This window comes from Streptomyces sp. NPDC090083, assembly GCF_044747445.1.
GTDB lineage: Bacteria > Actinomycetota > Actinomycetes > Streptomycetales > Streptomycetaceae > Streptomyces.
Window position 1 is genome coordinate 1,343,985 of sequence record NZ_JBIVED010000001.1, and the last position, 22,916, is coordinate 1,366,900.

Sequence of the window (22,916 nt, forward strand, 5' to 3'; positions counted from 1 at the left end):
AGGAGTTGGGGTGGGTCATGTTCCTTAGGGGCGGGAGAAGTTGGACGGTCCGTATTGGTTCGTGACGACCGAGGCTAGGAACAGAGCGGGTTCGAGATGGTGACGTAGACGGACTGGGTGTCGACCGGGCCGATGAGTTCGTCTAGGCCGTGCATCCGGGTCAGGAGGTTGGCCTTGCAGCGCAGGACGGGTGAGTCGAGGAGGTGGGCCGGCAACGATGTGCGGAGGCGGGCGGGACCAGTCGCCACGTCGACGAGGAAGCGGCGGAAGCAGGAGAGCAACAGCCGCTCGTCGGCGAGGCGTTGTGAGCCGAACGCCCCGATGAGGCCGAGGACGTTGTTGATCGCGAGGTAGTACGCGAAGCGTTCGTCAGTGACCTCGTCGGAGACGAAGGTGTCGCTGTGTTCGCCGATGCCGGGCAGTCGGGCGTCGAGTTCGGCGCGTCGGGATTCGCGGAAGTAGTAACCCTGGTTGTCGCGGTAGCGGCCGCCTACGGGCCAACCTTCGCCGTCCAGCAGGAGCAGCGTGTTCTGCTGGTGCGCCTCCAGCGCGATGCCCGCCTCACTGTCCAGCCACAGCACGGGACGTACGACCTGCTCCAGGTAGCGCAGGAACCACTCGGCGGCGACCGCACCACGCGGTCGGCCGGTCCGCGCGGCGAGGCCCGTGATGACCTCGGCCAGACGGGACCGCAACAGCGGTGCGTCGGACGTGGGGTGGCCGGTGTGCGGAGTCGGTACCGGTCCCTCGGCGGCGTCGGCGTCGCTTCCCCCGGCGTACGGCCGAGGTGACACGAACCCGGCGACGCAGGACACGTCGTCGGACGGGCTGAACGGGTTGTGCCGGATCACCACGTCGAGGCCCGCCAAGGGCACACGGGAATGGTGCTCGGCATGGCCGGCGCGGTTCGAGCCGCCATGGCCCAGGCCGAACCCGTGGGTACCTGCGCTCGCGCCGGGCTCCCCCGAGTCGGCGTCGCGCTCGTCCAACGCGGCTGACGTGACTGACGTGACTGACGCAACTGACGCAACTGACGCAACTGACGCGGGCAACGCGTCGACCGCCAGCCACGCCGGGTCGCGGACGATGTCGAAGCCTGGGTGAGCTGCTCGCCACTGCTGGGAGAGGCCCGTGCGCAGCAGGCGGTGGACCTCGACGCCGCGGTGGAGTTCTTTGCGGAGGTTCTCACGACGGGAGTTGGTGATGCGGAGGCCCAGCGACAGTTTGAGCATGGCGGGGGCGCCGGAACGATGGACGGTTCGTACGGAGGAGGTGGGGTGCCACGGGGCGCCATGGGTGCCGAGGTCCTGGAGCAGACCGGCGTCGAGCAGGGCGGAGACATCGGCTCGGTGTTGGATCTCGCGCCACTGCCAGGGATGCAGGGGAAGGGCTGCGTGGCCCTCCGGCAGAGGCAGTTCGGGGCCGGCGATTCGGGCCGTGAGATGGGCGGCGGGGACAGGACGGCCGCGTTCGGTCCAAGCCGAGTCGGTGGCGAGTACGGATGGGGCGACAGCGAGCCAGTGCAGCGGGAACGAGCCGCGCAACTCCGGTGAGTACAGGCGGGTTTCGGCGTCGGAGAGGCCCTCTCGGCTCTTCGGGGTCGGGTGCAGAGGGTGGCCGAGGACGAGAGCCTGTTCGGCGGAGAGGAAGTGGTCGGGGTCGTCGGCGGGGTGGGCGCGGCGTTCGGTGATGAAGGTGACGGTGCGGTGGACGGAGTCGGCGACGCGGGCCACCAGGTCGGTCCCTGTGTTCGGTACCGGTGCTCCTGCCGATGTCGAAGGCGTTGGCACTGTTGATGTTGCTGTTGCTGTTGCTGTTGCTGTTGGCGTTGGTGTTGGTGTTGGTGTCACTTCGTCAACGAGCGCCCTGGCACTGAGATTTGCCGATACGTGAGCACTCTCAACGACGTGGCCAACCCGCTGCGACGCGTCTCCATCAAAGGCACCGTGCCCCACACCGGACCCCGCCTCGAAGCCGTCGCCGCGCGCAACCGTCTCCCTGGCGAGCAACGCCGCGACGGTCACCGCGTCGACCGGCGGAGCGCCGTAGGGAGCAGTGGACAGGTAGGGAAGGCCGAAGCGGTGCCAGCCCGTCGGGGACCAGTAGTGGACCCGAGTGAGGAGGGCTGTGCCGCTGGAGGGGAGGGGGATGTGGAGGGTGCCGTTGGTGGGGGCGGGGTGGTTCGTTTCGCGTACCCAGCAGCGCAGGAGGTTCTCGACGGCTGCGGCCTGGGCGGCGGTGTGGGGGTCGGGATGCTCCAGGAAGTCACCGGTTGTGCAGTGCGGTTGCTCTGCCGATGAGTTACGTGGCTGCCCGACTTCCGGGCTGCGGGGCTGTTGCCGGGGAACGGACTCCGGCGACGCCGCCGACATCCCCGTCAGGGTCTGAGGGTGGTGAGGGTTGGCCTCGTGGGAGTTGCCGTCGTGGGTGGGTGTGGGGTTCAAGTCTGTTCCTCGGGAGGGTGTTTCGGAGTGGGAAGCGTGTGGGGTCGAGTCCCGGTGTTCTGGCGAGTGTTGAGCCTGCGTTCAGTAACTCGTCCTGAAAATCGGCCGAGTCGATGTCTGGGGGCGCTGCGCTCTCCAGGGCGGTCGCTTTGACGCATCGGTCGAGGTACCGGCGGTGGCGAGTCGACGCACGGGTACCGACCAGTCGATTCACACGCGCGTCTGCGCACACGAACGCGCCGACCGGACCGCCCACTTCGCCTTATCCAGCCCACTCAGAACGACGGTGAGTGCGCCCAATGCGCCCACTGCCACCGCCGATGTCTCCGATACCGCCGATGCCGCTCCGGCTGCCCTCGGCCTGACCGCCGGCGACGGCCTCCACCGCGTCGTAGAGCCGGTCGAGGACAGCGGCCGCCTGCTCGTCGCTGATCGTGAGAGGTGGGAGGAGTCGTACGACGTTTGCGTGGTGGCCGGTGAGTTCGACGATGAGGCCACGGCGCAAGCACGCCTGTTGGACTGTTGCGGCGAGTTCGGCGGCGCGGGCCGGGGCCGAGGAGATAGTGCGCTGCGACTCAACTGCCCGATCAGGAAAGCCGCCTTGGCGCTCCGTCACAGCCCCCTGGACAGCAAAGGCACCGTCACCGCCGACCGCCGTTCCCGCCCCCTCCTCGCCCACGAACTCGACCTCGATCATCAGCCCCCGCCCACGCACGTCCCCCACGCACGCGAACTCCGCTGCCAGCCGACGAAGTTGGCTCAGCGTGCGCGTACCGATCTCGGCCGCGCGACCGGCGAGGTCGTTCTCGCGGACGTACGTGAGGGTCGCGGTGCCGGCGGCCATGGCGAGTTGGTTGCCGCGGAACTCGCCTGCGTGGAGGTCCGGTTGGTGGATGTCGAAGTCGTCGCGGTGGACGATCACGGACAGGGGCAAGCTCCCGCCGATGGCTTTGGAGAGGACCATCACGTCTGGCGTGACGCCACTGTGCTGGACGGCCCAGAAGGCACCGGTTCGGCCGACTCCCGTCTCGGTCTCGTCGACGATCAGGGGGATGGAGTGGGCGGCGGTGGTGTGCCGGATGCGCCGCATCCAGTCGTCGGGGGCCGGGATCACTCCGTCGCCCAAGACCGGTTCAAGGAGGACCCCTGCGGGTTTCGGTACCCCGGACTTGGGGGCGTCGAGCGGTAACTCCGCCCAGCGGAGACCCAGTTCATCGCTGCGCTCACCGTCGGTATCGGGCGAGCTGCAGTGGCACTGCGGCGCGGGCAGGCATCCCGCGCGGGAGTCGAAGGCTTCTCCGGACGCCGGACGCGCGACGGTGGTCACCCCTTGTCGACCGCCGACGAAAGCGAGGATTTCGGTGCGGCCGGTAGCGACCCGGACAAGGTGGAGAGCGGCCTCGACCGCGTCGGTACCGGCAGGCCCGCAGAACCGCACGCGTGCGTGGTCGGCGAGTCCGGGCGGCAGGGTACGGAACAGCTCGGTGACGAAGGCGTCCCTGACGGGGGTGGCGAGGTCGTTGGCGTGCAGCGGAGCGCCCGAGTCGAGAACGCCGCGGATCGCTTCCAGGACCACGGGGTGGTTGTGTCCGAGGACCAAGGCGCCGCCGCCCGAAACGCAGTCCAGGTAGCGGCGACCGTCCGCGCCCTCGACGGTCAGGCCCCGCGCCCGTACCGGCACGATGGGAAGGGCCCGCGCGTAAGTCCGCGCCGCCGCGTCACGCACCGCGTGCCGCCGCAGAATCCCCTCGTATCCGTCACGCACCGGCTCACGGTGCGGAACGTTCCCGTACGCATCCCGCGTCACCTCACGCCCCTGCGCGCCTCCGCACTCCTCACCCACCGACACACGGCTCGGGGCGGCGCCGTACCCGTCACGCGCGGCCTCAGCGCCCGAGGCAATCCCGGACCCCTCATCCACCAACTCGCCACCTGAGGCGCCCGCGAAGCCGCCCAGCATCAGCTCACGGCCCGGCGCATCCCCGTCCCCATCCCGCATCAGCCCAGCCCCCCAAGCGCCCCCGCCACCGTCACGCGCCACCTCGCACCCCAGGACATCCCCGCACCCCTCACCCGCCGAGCGAGCCCACGGAGCGTGCTGACCCCGTGTGACCCTCAACTCCTGCCACCGCCCGAACCCCAACTCCCGCCCCTGGCAGCCCGGATGCCTCCCACTCGCCGTCCATCCCCCCCGAAACGCCCTTCAGCGCTCCCTGCACCACGCACCACGGAGGCCAGTTCACCGACGTCACCGGCCCCGCCCACCCTCACGCCCCGTACACAGCCGCAGACAAAGGAGCCGAGTCATCCAAGCCACCCCCTCCGTCCCGCCGCCGCGCACCGGCGAGTTGAGGCCCCACATCGCCACCCACACAGTCGGCGCAGCCGGCGCGCGCGGTGTCGCCACTGACACAGCGGCCCGCGTATCGGCAGCAAACCCCCCATCGCTACCAACACCGCACCGCGCGGCGGGTTACGGGTTGCCTCAAGATCCTTGCCGTAGCGAAACCGTTGCCGTTCCGTGGGAAGTCGCCCACAGCGAGCGCATAGTGTGTGGTGCCGTTCCGAAGGTCGTGAGTTCGGCGTGGACTCGCCATGAGGTCCGGCTGAGATCACCGCCGAAAGCGCACCGCCCGTTCACCCAGGGGGAGTCACACCATGCGATCCATACGGCCGTCCTTCAGCGCCCGTCGTGGGAGGGGCGCGCGGCGCGGAACCTCCCCCGCGCTGGCCGCCGTTGCCCTCGCCTCGACGCTCGCACTCACCGTGACCGCGTGCGGTTCCAGTGACACGAAGGCCGATGGGCAGTCCACGGCGTCCGCGAACAGCGGTGACACCAGCGACGGCAAGATCAAGATCCCGGACGACATCAGGGACAAGCTCAAAGAGCGCGGGATCGACATCGACAAGTGGAAGAACGGCGCCTGGAAGAACTGGAACAAGGACGACTGGCTGCGTGAGGCCGACGACTACATCAACCCGATCATCAAGGGGCTGTGGAGTTCAGGCCGTATGCGGGACGCCGACGACCCGGACAAGGGCGTCGACACCAACGACATCTCCGGCGACCAGGGCGTGACCGACCCGACGCCCGCGGTGGTGAACGCGAAGGCCGTGTCGCCCACGTACCACGCCAACGCGGCAACGGCGGGCAAGGTGTTCTTCGACTCCCCCGAAGGCACGATGGTCTGCTCGGCGACGGTCGTCGAGGACCCGGCGCACCCGGGCAAGTCCAACTTGGTGTGGACGGCGGGCCATTGCGTGCACGCGGGCAAGAAGGGCGGCTGGTACCGCAACATCGCGTTCGTGCCGTCGTACAACAACTCGGGCCGTTCCGCGGCACAGTTGGAGACCGCGACCCGCGACCAGGTCGCTCCGTACGGAGTCTGGTGGGCGGACTGGGCGCGGACCTCGCAGCAGTGGATCGACCAGGGCGGCGAGACGGGCGGGCAGGGTTCGTCGTACGACTACGCCGTGATCCATGTGACGCCGGAGAAGGGCAACGGGGGCAAGTCCCTTGAGGAGACGGTCGGTTCGGCGCTGCCGGTGAACTTCGACGCGCCCGCCGTGCCGAAGGTGTCCAGCATCACCGCGACCGGTTACCCGGAGGCGAAGCCGTACGACGGGTCGACGCTGTACCAGTGCACGGACAAGCCGGGGCGGCTGTCGATCAACGCCTCGGACCCGACGATGTACCGCATCGGCTGCACGATGACGGGCGGTTCGTCCGGCGGCGGCTGGGTCGAGACGGGCTCCGACGGCAAGCCGGCGCTGGTCTCCAACACCTCGATCGGCCCGGTGACTTCGGGCTGGCTGGCCGGTCCGCGCTTGGGCGATGTGGCCAAGGGTGTGTACGACTCGGTCAGCAAGAAGTTCGCCGGGCAGTAGGCGCGGGGCGGGAACGGCCGCGGGACGGACGCGGGCACGGTGTCTCACAGGAACCTCACCACCTCACCGGCGTTCGTCCCCGACTCCCCGTGCATAGTGGGGTGTCGCGGCCTGCCCAGCGGTACCCGATCACCGGGACACGACCGGACGTAAAGACCGCCAGCAGAGGTCCACTTGTAGATGACCGGTAGCAGAAGACCGGTCGCAGAAGGCCAGTACCAGAAGACCGGTTGCAGTCGACCGACGGTAGAAGACCAGCAGTTCCACGGGGGTAATCGCACCATGCATTCCACGCATTCCATACGCACGTCCGCGACCGGTTCGCGTGGGCGGCGCGCCGGGCTGGCCGCCGCCTGTCTCGTCGCGGTGCTGTCGCTCACCGCGACCGCCTGCAACGGCGACGACTCCGCGAGCGACAAGCCCGCCGCCACCGCCAGCCAGACCTCCGGGCAGGACAAGGTCCGGATTCCGTCGTCCGTCGCCGACAAGCTCAAGCAGCACGGCGTCGACGTGGACAAGTGGGCCGACGGAGGCTGGAAGGACTGGGACAAGGACAAGTGGCTCAGTTCGGCCAAGGACTTCGTCAATCCGGTGATCAAGGGGCTGTGGAAGCCCGAGCGGATGAAGTCAGCCGAGGAGGCCAACAAGACGGTCACGACGAAGGACGCCGCCGCCGACCAGGGCGTCAGCGATCCCGAGCCGGCCCCCGTCGAGGCCACGGCCGAGAAGACGCCGTACCACCGGAACGCGGCCCCGGTCGGGAAGGTCTTCTTCGACTCCCCCGAGGGTTCGATGGTCTGCTCCGGGACGGTCGTCAAGGACGTCAACCACCCCGGCAAGTCCAACCTCGTCTGGACGGCCGGTCATTGTGTCCACGCGGGCAAGGGCGGCGGCTGGTACCGCAACATCGCGTTCGTGCCCTCGTACAACGATCTCGGCGAGTCCGCCTCGCAGTTGAGCAACGCCTCGGCGTCGGAGATCGCCCCCTACGGCGAGTGGTGGGCGGACTGGGCGTCGACGTCGAACCAGTGGATCCAGGGCGGTTCGGAGACGGGCGGCGCGGGTGCCGCGTACGACTACGCGATCCTGCACGTGAAGCCGCAGTCCGGCTCCAAGTCCCTTGAGGAGACGGTCGGCGCCGCGCTCGACGTCGACTTCTCGGCGCCGTCCGCGACCGAGGTCGGTTCGATGGGCGCGTGGGGTTACCCGGCAGCGCCGCCGTACAGCGGGCTGAAGATGTTCAAGTGCCTGGACCGGCCCGGCCGGTTGTCGCTCGACACGGCTCTGCCGACGATGTACCGCATCGGCTGCACGATGACCGGCGGTTCGTCCGGCGGCGGCTGGTTCCGCGTGGTGAACGGCAAGACCGAGCTGGTCTCCAACACCTCGATCGGCCCGACCGACAACACCTGGCTCGCGGGCCCCCAACTCGGCGCCACCGCCGAATCGCTCTACGAGAACATGAGCAGGACGCACGGCGGTCAGTGACACCCGCGCCCGCACGCCCCACCCACAGACCCACGCGCCCACACCCGTAGACCCACACGTGCACGCCGAAGGCCCGCCCCCGGGCAGCAAATCGGGGGCGGGCCTTCGAACTGTTCCACGACCATCGCGACAGCCACGACCACAGCTACAGCTACAGCTACAGCTACAGGCACGGTCTTGGCTACGGCCGTCTCGACGACAGCAGCCGCACCGCTTCCGCCTCGACGGCTTTCGCCACGACGCGACCCGTCAAACCGTCAGGCCAGCGGCGCCGGGACGTACGGCGCGAGTTCCGCCGCGAGTTCCTCGTGCACCCGGACCTTGAGCTGGGTGCCCTCCGCGGTGTGCTCCTCGGAGATCACCTCGCCCTCGGAGTGGGCGCGGGCGACCAGCTTGCCGTGGGTGTACGGCACGAGCGCCTCGATCTCGACCGAGGGGCGCGGCAGTTCGTTGTCGATGAGCGCGAGCAGCTCGTCGATGCCCTGGCCGGTGCGGGCCGAGACCGCGATGGAGCGCTTCTCGTTCCGCATCAGTCGCTGGAGCGTCAGCGGGTCCGCCGCGTCCGCCTTGTTGATCACGACGATCTCGGGCACCTTCGTGGCGCCGACATCCCGGATCACCTCGCGTACGGCGGCCAGCTGCTCCTCCGGGACCGGGTGCGAACCGTCCACCACGTGCAGGATCAGGTCGGCGTCGCCGACCTCCTCCATGGTGGAGCGGAAGGCCTCGACCAGGTGGTGCGGCAGGTGCCGGACGAAGCCGACGGTGTCGACCAGCGTGTACAGCCGTCCGCCCGGGGTCTCGGCCCGGCGCACGGTCGGGTCGAGGGTGGCGAACAGCGCGTTCTCCACCAGCACGCCCGCGCCCGTGAGGCGGTTGAGCAGGGAGGACTTTCCGGCGTTGGTGTAACCGGCGATCGCGACCGAGGGAACCTTGTGGCGACGGCGCTCCTGGCGCTTGATGTCGCGGCCCGTCTTCATGTCCGCGATCTCCCGGCGCATCTTCGCCATCTTCTCGCGGATACGACGCCGGTCCGTCTCGATCTTGGTCTCACCGGGACCTCGGGTGGCGAGGCCGCCGCCCGAGCCGCCGCCCATCTGACGGGACAGGGACTGACCCCAGCCTCGGAGCCTCGGCAGCATGTACTGCATCTGCGCGAGCGCGACCTGCGCCTTGCCCTCTCGGGACTTGGCGTGCTGGGCGAAGATGTCGAGGATCAGGGCCGTACGGTCGATGACCTTGACCTTGACGACGTCTTCGAGGTGGATCAGCTGGCCCGGGCTCAGCTCACCGTCGCAGATGACGGTGTCGGCGCCGGTCTCCAGGACAATGTCCCGCAGTTCGTTCGCCTTGCCGGATCCGATGTAGGTGGCCGCGTCGGGCTTGTCGCGGCGCTGGACGACACCGTCGAGGACGAGCGCGCCCGCGGTCTCCGCGAGGGCGGCCAGCTCGGCGAGCGAGTTGTCCGCGTCCTGGACTGTGCCTGTGGTCCACACGCCTACGAGGACGACGCGCTCCAGGCGGAGCTGCCGGTACTCGACCTCGGTGACGTCCTCGAGCTCGGTGGAGAGGCCTGCGACGCGGCGCAGGGCCGCGCGCTCGGAGCGGTCGAACTGGTCGCCGTCCCGCTCTCCGTCGATCTCGTGGCTCCAGGCGACGTCCTCTTCCATCAGGGCATCGGCCCGAAGACCTTCGGGGTAGGCGTGCGCGAAGCGCTCAGTGTCCTGGGAAGGGGAAGAAGAGGAGGTCATTGGGTCCTTACGTCGATGGGAGTCCTGCAAGGGTCATAACGTGCGAGTGCCTCCGGAGATTCCCGGCGAATCCGGAATCCCGACGGCTGCCCGGTGTGTCCGGGTACCCGCGCCGCCGACCTGACGATGGTCGCACGGCGCGGATCGCCACGTCACTGCCTTATTCGGCGCCCCTCGCCCTTGGCCAGGGCCACTCCCCCACGGGCAGGGCCTCTCACCCTCGGTCAGCGCCTCGCGCTCTCGGTCAGTGCCTCCCGTCGCGCTGTTTCACCGGTGCCTGCGACTTCCAGTCCGGGTGACCCGGCATCGGCGGGGTCTTCGCGCCGTAGAGCCAGGCCTTGAAGAAGTCGCTCAGGTCGCGGCCGGAGATCGCGGAGGCGAGTTGCTCGAAGTCTGCCGTGGTGGCCGTGCCGTCGTGGTGGATGTGGACCCAGCTGCGCTCCAGGCGCTCGAAGGCCGGGCGGCCGATCTCCTGGCGGAGGGCGTAGAGGACGAGGGCGGCGCCGTCGTAGACGTTCGGGCGGAAGATGCCGATCTTCTGGCCGGGCGCGGGCACCTTGGGTAGTGCGGGCGGTCCGCCGGCGGCGCGCCAGCCGTCGGAGGCCTCGTAGGCGGCCTTCATGCGGGTCTCCATGGGCCGGTGCGCCTTCTCCTCGGCGTACAGCTCCTCGTACCAGGTGGCGTGTCCTTCGTTGAGCCACAGGTCGGACCAGGTGCGGGGGCTGACGCTGTCGCCGAACCACTGGTGGGACAGTTCGTGGACCATGATCGACTCGACGTACCACTTCGGGTAGGCGGGCTCGGTGAAGAGGTCCTTCTCGAAGAGGGAGATCGTCTGCGTCTCGAGTTCGAAGCCGGTGGACGCGTCGGCCATGAGCAGCCCGTACGTCTCGAAGGGGTACCGGCCGACCTTGCTCTCCATCCAGGCGATCTGGCCGGGGGTCTTCTTGAGCCACGGTTCGAGCTGCTTGGTGTACTGGGCGGGGACCACGTCACGCATCGGGAGGTCGTGCGGTCCGGTGCGGTGCAGCACGGCGGAGCGGCCGATGGACACCTGGGCGAGTTCGGTGGCCATGGGGTGCTGCGTGCGGTACGTCCAGGTGGTGTTGCCACCGGCCTTGTCGACGCCGGCCGGGAGTCCGTTGGCGACGGCCGTGTAGGCGTTGGGGGCGGTGACCCGGATGGTGAACATCGCCTTGTCGGAGGGGTGGTCGTTGCACGGGAACACCAAGTGCGCGGCATCGGCCTGGTTGGCCATCGCCAGCCCGTCCTTGGTACGCACCCAGCCGCCGTCCTGCCCCTTGGCGGACACGGGGTCGCTGGTGTGCCGCACGGTGATCCGCGTCCAACTGCCCTCGGAGACCGCCCTCTTCGGGGTCACGACCAGGTCCTCACCGGCGCTGGCGAACGTGGCGGGCCGGCCGTCGACCTCCACCGAGTCGACCGTCCCGTGCGCGAAGTCGAGATTGATCCGGTCCAGCCGCTCGGTGGTCCACGCGTCGATGGTGGTGACGGCCTGGAGCGGCTTGCTGTTGCTGCCGGGATACGTGAACGAGAGGTCGTAGGACGCCACGTCGTAGCCCGGGTTACCCAGAGTCGGGAAGAGGCGGTCGCCGACTCCCAGGGGCGTGGGCGGCGCGCTCGCGGCGACGAGGCAGACGGAGACGGCGGAGGCGAGCAGCGCCGCCTTCAGCCGTCGGGAGTTCCTGGTGCGCGGCCGGGGGGCCGGATCGCCGGAGCCGGTGCGGGGGACGCCGTTGCCGGTCCTGCCGGTGCGAGGGGTGAGCAGCATGCACCACCGCTACCAGCGCGCGCGTGCCGTACGGCGACGACTCGCGACCGGTCCACCCGAACGGGGTGTTCCGGAGACCTCACAGCGCAGGCGTGTCCCCATGACCCCTCTGGGCGCGCATCACAAAAGCCCCTCTCCAGGAGGGCCGAAAACCGGGCGCGCACCCCAGGGGGCCGGTTTCGCGGTGCGCGCCCCGCTCAGAAGGCCGACGTCTGGTGGTGCTGCGCGCGGCTCACGTCGTAGACCCCGGGGACGTTGCGCATCGCCCGCATGAGGGTCAGGAGGTGGGCCGCGTCCGGGAGTTGGAGTGTGTAGGTGTGGCGGACCCGCTGCTGGGTGGGGGGTTCGACGGTCGCCGAGACGATCTCCGCGCCCTCCAGGGCGATCGCCTCGGTGAGGTCGGCGAGCAGATGCGGGCGGCCGAACGATTCGGCTACCAGCGTGACCCGGCATTCGGTGGTGTCCCCCCAGCGCACCCCGACCTCCGCGCGCCCCACGCCCTTCATGTGCGCCACCGCGCTGCATCCCACGCGGTGGACGGTCACGACCCCGCCGCGTACGGAGAATCCGGTGACCTCGTCGGGCGGTACGGGCGTACAGCAGCCGGCCAGCCGTACGGTCGCGCCGGGCCGGTCGACCACGGGCGTGGCGGGGGCGTCCAAGGGGGTCGGGGTGTCCTCGGAGGCGGGGGGCGCCGTACGGACGCTCCGTGCCCTCTCGTCGGCCGCGGCGCCCGCTCCGTCGCCGCTTCCCGGATGTGCGGCGATCCAGCGCTGGATGGCGATCCGGGCAGCGGGCGTGTGCGCGTGCTCCAGCCACTCCCTGGAGGGCTCGGAGGCCGGGTCCTGGCCCATGAGCAGTTGGACGGTGTCGCCGTCCTTCAGGACCGTGCTGAGGGTCGCCAGGCGGCCGTTGACGCGGGCGCCGATGCAGGCGTGGGCGTCCTCGCCGTACTGCGCGTACGCGGCGTCCACACACGTCGCGCCATCGGGCAGGCCCAATGTGCCGCCGTCGGGCCGGAACACGGTGATCTCGCGGTCCTGGGCGAGGTCCTCGCGGAGCGTCGACCAGAAGGTGTCGGGGTCGGGCGCGCCCTCCTGCCAGTCGAGGAGGCGGGAGAGCCAGCCGGGCCGGGTGGGGTCGGCGCGCTCGCCGTCGTTCGCGGCCTGCTGCTCCTCCGGAGGGGCAGCGTAGGGATTGCCGAGCGCGATGACGCCGGCCTCGGCGACCTTGTGCATCTGGTGCGTGCGGATGAGGACTTCGACGACCTGGCCGTCCGTGTGGGCGACGGCGGTGTGCAGCGACTGGTACAGGTTGAACTTGGGGACGGCGATGAAGTCCTTGAACTCCGAGACGACCGGCTTCAGGCAGGTGTGCAGCTCGCCGAGGACGCCGTAACAGTCCGCGTCCTCGTTGACGAGCACCAGGAGACGGCCGAAGTCGGCGCCGCGCAGCCGGCCGCGTTTGCGGGCGACGCGGTGCACGGAGACGAAGTGCCGCGGCCGGATGAGGACTTCGGCCTGGATGCCGGCGTCGCGCAGGACCCCGCGCACCTCGTCGGTGACCTCGGCGAGCGGGTCGTCCGCGCGGGAGGCGTTGTCGACGATCAGCTCGCGGGTGTGGTCGTACTCCTCGGGGTGGAGGATCGCGAAGACCAGGTCCTCCAGTTCGGTCTTGAGCGCCTGGACGCCGAGCCGTTCGGCGAGCGGGATGAGGACGTCCCGGGTGACCTTGGCGATGCGGGCCTGCTTCTCGGGGCGCATCACGCCCAGGGTGCGCATGTTGTGCAGCCGGTCGGCGAGTTTGATCGACATCACGCGGACGTCGCTGCCGGTGGCGACGAGCATCTTGCGGAACGTCTCCGGCTCGGCGGCGGCGCCGTAGTCGACCTTCTCCAGCTTCGTGACGCCGTCGACGAGATAGCGGACCTCGGCGCCGAACTCCTCCCCGACCTGATCGAGCGTCACTTCCGTGTCCTCGACGGTGTCGTGGAGCAGGGAGGCCGTCAACGTCGTGGTCTCCGCGCCCAGTTCGGCGAGGATCAGGGTCACGGCGAGCGGGTGTGTGATGTACGGCTCACCGCTCTTGCGCATCTGGCCGCGGTGCGAGGACTCGGCGAGCACCCAGGCGCGGCGCAGCGGTTCGAGGTCGGCGTCGGGGTAGTGGGCGCGGTGGGCCTCGGCGACATGGCCGATGGCGTCCGGCAGCCGGTCGCGCGCGGTGGGACCGAGCAGGGCGGCCCGGCCGAGCCGGCGCAGGTCGATCCGGGGGCGGGCCTTCCTGCGGGGCACTGTGTTGGTCACAGGGCCTGGGGTCGCAGGGTTCGTGGCCTCCGCACTCATGGGCACCTCCGGCTGCTTGACCGGCGGACGGGTGCCCCATGGCGTACTCGGCTCAGGGGATGGTGACGATCCCCCGTCCGGGCCGGTGCTTGATGCTACCGAGCCCACCACGTGCGACTGACCGCCTCTCGCCGAGCGTGAAACGGATCACCCATTCGAGCGAAGGTCGGAAGGTTTACGGTTTTGCGCCACGGCGTACGAGGTCAGCCGTGCTTTCGAGCCACACCGGACGCCTGAGACTTGGAATCGAGGCGGCCGGGACGAACGGGACTGCTTTTCACCCGTTCAGCGGATGGCGTTTTCCAGCCACTCGGCATCGATCTCGCCTTCGGCGACGATCACCGCGGGACCGGTCAACTCGATCTCGCCGTCGGGCCGCTCGGTGACCACCAGCGTCCCTCCGGGCACATCGACGGTGTACGTCGCCTGCGTCCCGGTGACCGCGGGGTCGGCTCCGTCCCTCCGCGCGGTGGCCACGGCGACCGCGCACGCGCCCGTGCCGCACGAGCGGGTCTCGCCGGCGCCGCGCTCGTGCACGCGCATGGCGACGTGCCGGGGGCCGCGGTCGACCACGAACTCGACGTTGACCCCGTCCGGGTAGGCGGCGGCCGGGCTGAAGGGCGGCGGGGCGTACAGGTCACCGGCGTGGTCGAGGTCGTCGACGAAGGCGACCGCGTGCGGGTTGCCCATGTTCACGTTCCGCGCGGGCCAACTGCGGTCGCCCACGCTCACCTTGACATCCCCTTCGGGGAGGCGGGCCCTGCCCATGCCGGTGGTGACGTCACCGTTCTTGGCGATGTGCATGGGCTTCACGCCCCCGCGCGTGGCGATCGCGAAGTCGCCTTCGGCCACATGACCGGCGCGCTGGAGATAGCGGGCGAACACACGGGTGCCGTTGCCGCACATCTCGGCGATCGAACCGTCGCTGTTGCGGTAGTCCATGAACCACTCCGCCTCGGCCGCCATGTGGCGCGCCTCGGGGTGCGCCGCGGACCGCACCACATGCAGCAGTCCGTCGCCGCCGATGCCCGCGCGGCGGTCGCACAGGGCGGCCACGGCGGCCGGGGAGAGGTCGATGGCGTTCTCGGGGTCCGGAACGATCACGAAGTCGTTCTCGGTGCCGTGCCCCTTGAGAAAGGCGATCCGCGTGCTCATTCCTCGATCGTACGGGGTGCCTACGACAACCGGACGCGCCCGATGCCGGCCTGATCTGCCGGAGAGGCCCTAGCGAAGCCTGGCCACGCGCCACACGGCGAGGACCACCACCGCGCCCACCACCAGGGCGTACGCGACGACGACCCGCCAGTCGGGGCGGCGCCCCGAGCCGCGCTGCGGGAAGCCGGGCCAGGTGGAGCCGACGCGGCGGGCGGCCATCATGCCCCAGCCGGCCGCGCAGGAGCAGATGAGCAGGCCGAGCATGGCGATCACGGCCCCGCTGTCGCCGAAGTCGAAGGCGAGCGGGAAGGCGAACATCAGGGAGCCGACCGCGGCCAGGGCCACGATGGGCGCGAGCTGCCAGATGCGCAGACGGCGCTGCGGTCGCAGCTCGACCTCGACCTCGGCTCCGGCGAACATCTCGTCGGGCCCGGGACCGTCGGCGGTCACACCGCCCTGGATCTCGTCCGGGCCGTCCGGGCTCAGCCTGCCGTCGCCCTCTTCCGGTTCACCGCGGTCCGCGGTGACCTGCTCAGCACCTTCTGCGGTCTCGCGAGGGCCGGCCTCCATCGCCACGCGCCCTCCCAACTCGGACTCCACTTGGTCGATCGAAGCTCGATGATGGCACGCCCCCGAAGGCCGGAACGGCGGCCGGAGCGTCCCGATGCCATGACGTGATCAGGCTGTGACCGGTCGTTCGACCAACGCCAGTGCCAGGTGCGGAAGTTCTGTGAGATCCGCCGCAGCCCCACTCAACCAGTGCACCCGCGGATCGCGCCTGAACCACGAATCCTGACGGCGCGCGAAGCGCTTGGTGGCACGCACGGTCTCCGCGCGCGCCTCCTCCTCCGTGCACTCCCCCGCGAGCGCCGCGAGCACCTGCTGGTAGCCGAGCGCACGGGACGCCGTGACCCCCGCGCGCAGCCCGTGCGCCTCCAGCTCCCGCACCTCGTCCACGAGGCCCGCGCTCCACATCCGGTCGACCCGGCGCGCGATGCGCTCGTCGAGTTCGGGGCGCGCCACGTCGACGCCGATCTGGACGGTGTCGTAGATCGAGTCGTGGCCGGGGAGGTTGGCGGTGAAGGGCTTGCCGGTGATCTCGATGACCTCCAGGGCGCGGACGATACGGCGGCCGTTGCTCGGCAGGATGGCGTGCGCGGCCTCCGGGTCGGCGGCGGCCAGGCGGGCGTGCAGGGCGCCGGAGCCGCGCAGGGCGAGCTCCTCCTCCAGGCGGGCGCGGACCTCGGGGTCGGTGCCGGGGAACTCCAGGTTGTCGACCGCGCCGCGCACGTAGAGGCCGGATCCGCCGACCAGGATCGGCCAGCGGCCCTGGGCGAGCAGGGCGTCGATGCGCTCGCGGGCGAGCCGCTGGTACTCGGCGACGGACGCGGTCACCGTCACGTCCCAGATGTCCAGGAGGTGGTGCGGGACGCCGTCGCGCTCCTCGGGCGTCAGCTTGGCGGTGCCGATGTCCATCCCTCGGTAGAGCTGCATGGAGTCGGCGTTGACGACCTCGCCACCTAGGCGCCGGGCGAGGAAGACGCCCAGATCGGACTTTCCGGCCGCGGTAGGTCCGACGACGGCGATGACTCGGGGGGCGGGGTGCGCGCTGCTCACGTTTCCAGTCTCGCAAACGTCGGACCCTCGCCTCGAACGAGTTACGTGACAGCACGCGCGTGGGGTCGTTGCCCGTTGCGAGGTATCCCGCCGCCGGCTTCTGGAGGCGGTGACCCGGGCGACGCAAACGGACGCACCGGGCCACGCGGGATTTCGCCCGCACGAGTAACGTATGGAGTTGATATGGGCGTTTTGGACCTGATTCTGCGGAGGTCGAAGGCTACGGAGGAGGCGTCGACCGCCGAGGCGGTGACCGGCACGGAGACGGCCGAGGCACCGGCCACGGAAGCGGCGGACGAGGTGTCGGGGACCGAGGCGGGGGCAGGGGACGAGGAAGCGGCGGAGACGACGGCGACGGAGGCCGTCGTGACCGCCGGGACCTCGGACGCTGCCGACAGCGTCGAGATCCCCAAACAGCAGTCCGCCGAGGTGGCCGCCGACAACGATGCCGGTGAAGGCGCCCGCTCGTAACTGCCCCGCGTGGGAAGGTGAACCATGGGTCTGATGGACAACTGGAAGGCCAAGCTCGCCCCGGCGAAGGACAAGGTCTCGGACCTTGCACAGCAGCACGGAGACAAGATCGAGAGCGGCCTGGACAAGGCCGCGAAGATGGTCGACGAGAAGACCAAGGGCAAGTACAGCGACAAGATCCAGACGGGTACGGGCAAGGCCAAGGACGCCATGGACCGACTCGCGCACAAGGACGAGACGGGAAGCGCGGCGGACACCGGAAACGCCGGGAGCGCGGGACCGGACGCGGGCGGCACGACACCGCCTCCGCAGCCGCCACCGGGCACGACTCCGCCGGCTTCCTGAGCGGCACCCGCACGGCGATCGGCGGACGGCCGAGGAACCCAGGGTTCCTCGGCCGTCCGTCGTTTTGGTGGGGCCGTCCAGCCCCCGTCAGGCCCGCCTACGCGCTCAGCCCACCGGACGTCCAGCCGGCCCCCGCCAGCCCGTTCCCATCCACCCGCTACGACCAGGCAGCAACCACGTACCCGACCCCGTACGGCGCGTCCTCGTACAACAACGCACCGCCCAGTCCCGCACCCTCCGCCGCCCCCGCGAGCACCTGCCAGGGTGCCCGCCCGGACGCCTTCAGTTCGTACGCCAACTCCGCGTCCAGCGCCTTCACCCCCGCCACATCCGCCGCGCCCAGCACCCGCGCGACCTCCGCGTCGAACGGTGCCGCCCGCTCGTCGAGGTAACCCGGCGCCTTCAGCGTCCGGCACGCGCTGGCGTCACCCATCACCAGCAGCGCGACCCGGTCGGTCGGGGCGACGATGTTCCTCCCGGTCTGAATACACCGCTCGGGTTCAAGCGGTTCCCCTACGCCGAGTCCCTCGATCGGGGCGTCGGACCATCCGGTCCGCTCCAGCAGCCACGCGGCGACGGCGAGCGAGGGCGGAAGCCGACGCTCCGGCACAGCGCCGGTCTCTCCCCGCCCGTCCCCGCCCAGCCGTACGTCGAGGTCCACGCCGAAGCCGCGGAACGAGCCCCGGGTGCCTTCAGGATGCGGCCCGCGCGCGCTCTGTTCGGCGGGCCCGACGACGACCAGGCGATCGGGCCGGGCGGCGACGAGCACGCCCAGCGCGTCGGCGCACGCGGCCCGCGCGGCGGCGAGTTCCGGCGCGGCGCCGGCGGCGACATCGGGGACAAGGAGCGGCGGGCAGGGGCAGACAGCGGCGGCTACAAGCATGGCCGGAACCCTAACAAGGCACCCAGACAGGGCACGCGGACAAGCCACACCGTTTGCCCCACAGCCCCCAGCGACGCTGAGCGGCACTCAGCAGCAGGGCGACGCCACCTCAGTCACACCCGCAACCGCTCCCCGTGGCAGCCGCCAGCGGCGCGGGCGCGCCGATCTTCGGCAGGCCCAGCATCACGCCCGCCGGCTTCGCGGCCTCGGCAGCGTTGCGCTTCTCCCAGGCGTCACCCGCGCGCGTGCGGCGGACGTCCAGGGTGGGGCCTTCGGCGAGGAGGTGGTGCGGGGCGGCGTAGGTGATCTCGACCGTCACCACGTCACCGGGGCGGACCTCCTGGTCCGGCTTGGTGAAGTGGACGAGGCGGTTGTCGGGGGCGCGCCCGGAGAGGCGGTGGGTGGCGCCGTCCTTGCGGCCCTCGCCCTCGGCGACCATCAGCTCCAGCGTGCGGCCGACCTGCTTCTTGTTCTCGTCCCAGGAGATCTCGTCCTGGAGGGCGACGAGACGCTCGTAGCGCGCCTGGACGACCTCCTTGGGGATCTGGTTCTCCATGGTCGCGGCCGGAGTGCCGGGCCGCTTGGAGTACTGGAACGTAAACGCTTGCGCGAAGCGGGCCTCGCGGACCGCGTGCATCGTCTGCTCGAAGTCCTCCTCGGTCTCCCCGGGGAAGCCCACGATGATGTCGGTGGTGATGGCGGCGTGCGGAATGGCCGCGCGGACCTTGTCGATGATCCCCAGGTAGCGCTCCTGGCGGTACGACCGGCGCATGGCCTTGAGGATCGGGTCGGAGCCGGACTGCATGGGCATGTGCAGCTGCGGCATGACGTTCGGCGTCTCGGCCATCGCGGCGATGACGTCGTCGGTGAAGTCGCGCGGGTGCGGGGAGGTGAACCTGACCCGCTCCAGGCCCTCGATCGCGCCGCACGCGCGGAGCAGCTTGCTGAAGGCCTCGCGGTCGCCGATGTCGGAGCCGTACGCGTTGACGTTCTGGCCGAGCAAGGTGATCTCGGAGACGCCCTCGCCGACCAGGGCCTCGATCTCGGCGAGGATGTCGCCGGTGCGGCGGTCCTTCTCCTTGCCGCGCAGGGCCGGTACGATGCAGAAGGTGCACGTGTTGTTGCAGCCGACGGAGATCGACACCCAGGCCGCGTAGGCGCTCTCGCGCCGGGTCGGCAGCGTCGAGGGGAAGGCCTCCAGGGACTCCGCGATCTCGACCTGGGCCTCTTCCTGCACGCGCGCGCGTTCCAGGAGGACCGGCAGCTTGCCGATGTTGTGCGTGCCGAAGACGACGTCCACCCAGGGCGCCTTCTTCACGATGGTGTCGCGGTCTTTCTGAGCGAGGCAGCCGCCGACGGCGATCTGCATCCCGGGGCGCTTCGTCTTCATCGGGGCGAGCCGGCCGAGGTTGCCGTAGAGCCGGTTGTCGGCGTTCTCGCGGACGGCGCAGGTGTTGAAGACGACGACGTCCGCGTCCCCGTCCGAGCCCTCGGGAGCGCGCACGTAACCTGCGCCCTCCAGGAGGCCGGAAAGGCGCTCGGAATCGTGGACGTTCATCTGGCACCCGTAGGTGCGCACTTCGTACGTTTTGACGTCCACTGCCTCGCTCCGGTCACCGCTGCTCATGTGACAAGGGTAGGCGGTGCCGGGAGTGACTCTTCCGGGCGGCCGACGACCGTCCCGGCTCGCGTCACTCGCCGCCTGCGTCCCACCCCTGCTTGCGCAGCACCCCGGAGACGTCCGGCGCCTCGTAGTACTCGCCCTTGAGCACCTTGCCGTCGGCTCTGCGGGCGATCTCGCCGTCCGGGCCGATCTTGGTCATGTTGGAGCGGTGGATCTCGGCGATCACCGCGTCCAGGTCGACGCCGTGGACGAGGGCGGTGCCGTACGCGACGTAGACGACGTCGGCCAGCTCGTGCGCCAGCTGGTCCAGGGGGCCGCTCACCGCGACCTCGGCGACCTCGGCGGCCTCCTCGGCGAGCAGGTCGCCCCGGTGGGCGGCGAGGCCGGGAGGGACCTCGGTGGGGGTGGTGCGGGCGTCGAGCCCGAAGGCCAGGTGGAATTCGCGGACCAGGTCGGCGGGCGAAGAACTCATGCCACGACCTTAACGACCACCACTGACAGCCCGGTGACACCCCGGTCCGCCGGACCCCGCACCCCTGCCTCGCCCCCTGCATCGCCCTGCCCTGGTCAGCACCGCGTCCCGGCTGGCAGGATCGCGCGCATGTTCAAGGTGTTCTCCCGTATCAGCAGGCGCCGGGCCCTGCAGGGCGCGGCGGCCGGTTTCGTCGCGTTCGGGCTGTTGCTGTGGTGGCTGCTGCCCCTGGGCGACGAGCCGCCGACCGGGACGATCACCTTCAGCACGGGGACCCAGCTCGGGGTCTACCAGGAGTACGCCAAGCTCCTGCGCACCGAGCTGGACAAGGACATGCCGGGTCTCAAGGTGAAGCTGGTGAACAGCGCCGGGTCGCAGGAGAACGTCACGCGCGTGGCGACCGGTCACGCCGACTTCACCATCGCCGCGGCCGACGCGGTGGAGACGTACGAGATGGGCGGCAAGCCCGGTGCGTCCGAGCTGCGCGGGGTGGCACGGCTCTACGACGACTACGTCCAGCTCATCGTCCCGCACAACTCGGACATCGGCTCGGTCGCCGATCTGCGGGGCAAGCGCGTGGCCATAGGGCCCGACCGATCCGGTGTGCGGCTGATCGCCGACCGGGTGCTCAGCGCGGCCGGCATCGACCCGAAGAAGGGCGTCGAGCCGGTGCCGGCCGGTATCGACACCGGCCCGGATCTGCTCAGGCGGGGCAAGATCGACGCGTTCTTCTGGTCCGGCGGGCTGCCGACGGACGGGCTTAAGGACCTCGCCGCCCACTACTCGTTCCGGTTCGTGCCCATAGACGCCACCCTGGTCGCCAAGATGCACGAGCAGGGCGACGCCACCCGCTACTACCGCGCCACCAACATGCCGGAGTCGGCCTACCCGGGCATTCAACGCGGGTCCACCGTGCCGACGATCGCCGTGTCCAACCTGCTGATGACCCGCGAGGACCTGAACCCCCGGCTCACCGAGTGGATCACCAAGACCGTGATCAAGAGCCGGGACGGCATCGGCGCGCACGTGCACTCCGCGCAGCTCGTGGACCTGAGGACGGCGATCTACACCGACCCCCTGGCCCTGCACGAGGGCGCCCGGAGGTACTACCGCTCCGTGAAGCCGTAGCCCCGTCCCGGACCGTGACGACCGGGCACCCGCAACGACGGCCGCAGACCGTCGGCCAGTAGGCCGTGATGGGCCAACGCAGGCCCCTGGAGGGCCCGTTCAGGCCGCGGGGCCGCTCCTGGGCACCGAGACCGTCACCGTGAGGCCGTGCGGCTCGTGGTGGGCGTACGCGAGGGAGCCGCCGCCCGCGGCCAGCAGGACCTGGGAGATGGACAGGCCCAGGCCGGAACCCTTGATGTTCTGGTGGTGGCCGCTGCGCCAGAAGCGGTCGCCGATGCGGGCGAGTTCCTCCTCGGTGAGGCCCGGGCCGTGGTCCGCGACGACGATGGTCGAGGTCTCGCCGTTCGAGGCGACGGTGACCTCGACGGACTCGTCCTCGGGCGTGAACTTCACCGCGTTGTCGATCACCGCGTCCAGGGCGCTGGACAGCGTGATCGGGTCCGCCCAGGCCGTGGTGGGCGGGCAGTTGCCCACCAGCCGCACGCCCTTGGCCTCCGCCGTCGGTGCCCAGGCCGCGACGCGCTCGGCGGTCAGCGCGCCGATGTCGGTGATCCTGAGGTCGGCGTCCGCGTGCTCGGCCAGGGCCAGGTCGAGCAGGTCGTCCAGGACCTGGGTCAGGCGCTTGCCCTCGGTGCGGACCGAGGCGATCTCGTCGTTGTCCTCCGGGAGTTCGAGTGCGAGCAGTTCGATGCGCAGCAGGAGCGCCGAGAGCGGGTTGCGCAACTGGTGCGAGGCGTCGGCGACGAAGGCGCGCTGCTGCTCCAGCACGTCCTGGACGTTGTCCGCCATCTCGTTGAACGAACGGGCCAGGCGCTGGAGTTCCGGCGGACCGCCCGCCGCAGCGACCCGGGACTTCAGGCGTCCGGTGGCGATGTCGTGGGTGGTGGCGTCGAGGACGCGTACGGGTCGCAGGACCCAGCCGGTCAGCCGCAGGGCCGCGCCGACGGCGAGCAGCATCGCGGCGATCTCGCCGGCGCCGACGGTCAGCCAGCCGCGCAGAATCCGTGAACGCATCGGCCCGGTGGGCGAGTCGGTGACCACGACCGCGATGACGTCACCGTCGCGGATGACCGGTGAGGCGACGACCAGGCGGTCGCGCTGCCATGGCCAGACCTGTTCCGGGTCGTGGCTGCGGCGGCTGAGGAGCGCCTCGGCGAACGCGTCGCGCACCTCGCCCGTCTTGGGCACGAGGAAGTCGTCCGGCGCGTTCGCCATGGACGTGTCGCTGCGGTAGAAGACGCCCGCGCGGATGCCGTAGACCTCGTAGTAGCTGGTGAGTTCGCGGTCCAGGGTCTGCTGGCGCTCGTCCGTTGCCGTGGCGGCGGGACGTGATCCCGTAGGGGCATCGGTGACGAACTGGGCCAGGGCCGCGAACCGCGCGGTGTCGTCGATACGGTCGACGATCACCTTCTGCTGCTGGGCCGCGGCCACGCTGATCGCGAGCGGCACGCCGAGCGCGAGCAGAACGGCCGCCATCAGGACGATGAGCAGCGGGAGGAGACGTGTGCGCACCCGT

Annotated in this window: 17 protein-coding genes; 5 read left to right on the forward strand and 12 right to left on the reverse strand. The window is 70.4% G+C overall.

Going from position 1 to position 22,916, the window contains the following annotated elements; all coding sequences use genetic code 11:
• Nucleotides 1-74 precede the first annotated feature (74 nt).
• Entirely contained in the window at nt 75-2,444 is a 2,370-nt protein-coding gene (locus ACIPTO_RS05460; protein WP_401189585.1) for an IucA/IucC family protein, read from the reverse strand.
• A 262-nt stretch (nt 2,445-2,706) separates the two neighbouring features.
• On the reverse strand, nt 2,707-4,404 hold the full coding sequence (locus ACIPTO_RS05465; RefSeq protein WP_401189586.1) for an aminotransferase class III-fold pyridoxal phosphate-dependent enzyme: 1,698 nt from the start codon (nt 4,402-4,404) through the stop codon (nt 2,707-2,709).
• Nucleotides 4,405-5,102: 698 nt separating this feature from the next.
• Here ACIPTO_RS05465 and ACIPTO_RS05470 point away from each other — a divergent pair.
• Both ACIPTO_RS05470 and ACIPTO_RS05475 read left to right on the forward strand, forming a co-directional pair.
• Nucleotides 5,103-6,332 (forward strand): trypsin-like serine peptidase, encoded by a 1,230-nt coding sequence (locus ACIPTO_RS05470; protein ID WP_401189588.1) that lies wholly within the window; start codon nt 5,103-5,105, stop codon nt 6,330-6,332.
• Between the two features lie 282 nt (nt 6,333-6,614).
• Nucleotides 6,615-7,820: a trypsin-like serine peptidase gene (locus ACIPTO_RS05475; RefSeq protein WP_401189590.1), complete on the forward strand. Its 1,206-nt coding sequence runs from the start codon at nt 6,615-6,617 to the stop codon at nt 7,818-7,820.
• 257 nt (nt 7,821-8,077) lie between these two features.
• Here the strand turns inward: ACIPTO_RS05475 and hflX are convergent, their stop codons facing one another.
• The 6 genes from hflX to miaA all read right to left on the reverse strand — a co-directional run bounded on the left by hflX (nt 8,078) and on the right by miaA (nt 16,477).
• Entirely contained in the window at nt 8,078-9,571 is a 1,494-nt protein-coding gene (gene hflX, locus ACIPTO_RS05480; RefSeq protein ID WP_401189591.1) for a GTPase HflX, read from the reverse strand.
• 244 nt (nt 9,572-9,815) lie between these two features.
• Complete coding sequence (locus ACIPTO_RS05485) at nt 9,816-11,363, reverse strand: M1 family metallopeptidase (protein ID WP_401189593.1); 1,548 nt, start codon at nt 11,361-11,363, stop codon at nt 9,816-9,818.
• A gap of 197 nt (nt 11,364-11,560) precedes the next feature.
• Nucleotides 11,561-13,705: a RelA/SpoT family protein gene (locus tag ACIPTO_RS05490; RefSeq protein WP_401189595.1), complete on the reverse strand. Its 2,145-nt coding sequence runs from the start codon at nt 13,703-13,705 to the stop codon at nt 11,561-11,563.
• 285 nt (nt 13,706-13,990) lie between these two features.
• Nucleotides 13,991-14,860, reverse strand: a complete 870-nt coding sequence (gene dapF / locus ACIPTO_RS05495; protein WP_401189596.1) for a diaminopimelate epimerase — start codon at nt 14,858-14,860, stop codon at nt 13,991-13,993.
• A 69-nt stretch (nt 14,861-14,929) separates the two neighbouring features.
• Nucleotides 14,930-15,430, reverse strand: a complete 501-nt coding sequence (locus ACIPTO_RS05500) for a hypothetical protein (protein WP_366312633.1) — start codon at nt 15,428-15,430, stop codon at nt 14,930-14,932.
• Between the two features lie 108 nt (nt 15,431-15,538).
• Nucleotides 15,539-16,477 carry a tRNA (adenosine(37)-N6)-dimethylallyltransferase MiaA gene (gene miaA, locus ACIPTO_RS05505; RefSeq protein ID WP_401189598.1) on the reverse strand — a complete coding sequence of 313 codons (939 nt, stop codon included), beginning with the start codon at nt 16,475-16,477 and terminating at the stop codon, nt 15,539-15,541.
• Nucleotides 16,478-16,660: 183 nt separating this feature from the next.
• Between miaA and ACIPTO_RS05510 the strand changes: the two genes are divergently transcribed.
• Both ACIPTO_RS05510 and ACIPTO_RS05515 read left to right on the forward strand, forming a co-directional pair.
• Nucleotides 16,661-16,948, forward strand: coding sequence for a hypothetical protein (locus ACIPTO_RS05510; RefSeq protein ID WP_366312637.1), 288 nt, complete (start codon nt 16,661-16,663; stop codon nt 16,946-16,948).
• Nucleotides 16,949-16,972: 24 nt separating this feature from the next.
• Nucleotides 16,973-17,293, forward strand: a complete 321-nt coding sequence (locus tag ACIPTO_RS05515; RefSeq protein WP_401189599.1) for an antitoxin — start codon at nt 16,973-16,975, stop codon at nt 17,291-17,293.
• A gap of 157 nt (nt 17,294-17,450) precedes the next feature.
• Here ACIPTO_RS05515 and ACIPTO_RS05520 read toward each other — a convergent pair whose 3' ends face one another.
• The 3 genes from ACIPTO_RS05520 to ACIPTO_RS05530 form a co-directional block, all read right to left on the reverse strand.
• Nucleotides 17,451-18,176 (reverse strand): class III extradiol dioxygenase subunit B-like domain-containing protein, encoded by a 726-nt coding sequence (locus tag ACIPTO_RS05520; RefSeq protein WP_401189601.1) that lies wholly within the window; start codon nt 18,174-18,176, stop codon nt 17,451-17,453.
• A 109-nt stretch (nt 18,177-18,285) separates the two neighbouring features.
• Nucleotides 18,286-19,803, reverse strand: coding sequence for a tRNA (N6-isopentenyl adenosine(37)-C2)-methylthiotransferase MiaB (miaB, locus tag ACIPTO_RS05525; RefSeq protein ID WP_401189603.1), 1,518 nt, complete (start codon nt 19,801-19,803; stop codon nt 18,286-18,288).
• 64 nt (nt 19,804-19,867) lie between these two features.
• Nucleotides 19,868-20,272: a MazG nucleotide pyrophosphohydrolase domain-containing protein gene (locus ACIPTO_RS05530; protein ID WP_401189604.1), complete on the reverse strand. Its 405-nt coding sequence runs from the start codon at nt 20,270-20,272 to the stop codon at nt 19,868-19,870.
• 129 nt (nt 20,273-20,401) lie between these two features.
• On the opposite strand from ACIPTO_RS05530, the gene ACIPTO_RS05535 reads away from it, so the two are divergent.
• Nucleotides 20,402-21,400 (forward strand): TAXI family TRAP transporter solute-binding subunit, encoded by a 999-nt coding sequence (locus tag ACIPTO_RS05535; RefSeq protein ID WP_401189606.1) that lies wholly within the window; start codon nt 20,402-20,404, stop codon nt 21,398-21,400.
• A 99-nt stretch (nt 21,401-21,499) separates the two neighbouring features.
• Here ACIPTO_RS05535 and ACIPTO_RS05540 read toward each other — a convergent pair whose 3' ends face one another.
• Nucleotides 21,500-22,912, reverse strand: coding sequence for an ATP-binding protein (locus ACIPTO_RS05540; RefSeq protein ID WP_401189608.1), 1,413 nt, complete (start codon nt 22,910-22,912; stop codon nt 21,500-21,502).
• Between the last annotated feature and the right edge of the window lie 4 nt (nt 22,913-22,916).

What these genes read in the sequence shown, in the direction of transcription:
- ACIPTO_RS05465 (WP_401189586.1), bottom strand. Translation starts at nt 4,404, where the DNA reads ATGCTGGGCGGCTTCGCGGGCGCCTCAGGTGGCGAGTTGGTGGATGAG.
- ACIPTO_RS05470 (WP_401189588.1), top strand. Translation starts at nt 5,103, where the DNA reads ATGCGATCCATACGGCCGTCCTTCAGCGCCCGTCGTGGGAGGGGCGCG.
- ACIPTO_RS05475 (WP_401189590.1), top strand. Translation starts at nt 6,615, where the DNA reads ATGCATTCCACGCATTCCATACGCACGTCCGCGACCGGTTCGCGTGGG.
- hflX (WP_401189591.1), bottom strand. Translation starts at nt 9,571, where the DNA reads ATGACCTCCTCTTCTTCCCCTTCCCAGGACACTGAGCGCTTCGCGCAC.
- ACIPTO_RS05485 (WP_401189593.1), bottom strand. Translation starts at nt 11,363, where the DNA reads ATGCTGCTCACCCCTCGCACCGGCAGGACCGGCAACGGCGTCCCCCGC.
- ACIPTO_RS05490 (WP_401189595.1), bottom strand. Translation starts at nt 13,705, where the DNA reads ATGAGTGCGGAGGCCACGAACCCTGCGACCCCAGGCCCTGTGACCAAC.
- dapF (WP_401189596.1), bottom strand. Translation starts at nt 14,860, where the DNA reads ATGAGCACGCGGATCGCCTTTCTCAAGGGGCACGGCACCGAGAACGAC.
- ACIPTO_RS05500 (WP_366312633.1), bottom strand. Translation starts at nt 15,430, where the DNA reads ATGGAGGCCGGCCCTCGCGAGACCGCAGAAGGTGCTGAGCAGGTCACC.
- ACIPTO_RS05510 (WP_366312637.1), top strand. Translation starts at nt 16,661, where the DNA reads ATGGGCGTTTTGGACCTGATTCTGCGGAGGTCGAAGGCTACGGAGGAG.
- ACIPTO_RS05515 (WP_401189599.1), top strand. Translation starts at nt 16,973, where the DNA reads ATGGGTCTGATGGACAACTGGAAGGCCAAGCTCGCCCCGGCGAAGGAC.
- ACIPTO_RS05520 (WP_401189601.1), bottom strand. Translation starts at nt 18,176, where the DNA reads ATGCTTGTAGCCGCCGCTGTCTGCCCCTGCCCGCCGCTCCTTGTCCCC.
- miaB (WP_401189603.1), bottom strand. Translation starts at nt 19,803, where the DNA reads ATGAGCAGCGGTGACCGGAGCGAGGCAGTGGACGTCAAAACGTACGAA.
- ACIPTO_RS05530 (WP_401189604.1), bottom strand. Translation starts at nt 20,272, where the DNA reads ATGAGTTCTTCGCCCGCCGACCTGGTCCGCGAATTCCACCTGGCCTTC.
- ACIPTO_RS05535 (WP_401189606.1), top strand. Translation starts at nt 20,402, where the DNA reads ATGTTCAAGGTGTTCTCCCGTATCAGCAGGCGCCGGGCCCTGCAGGGC.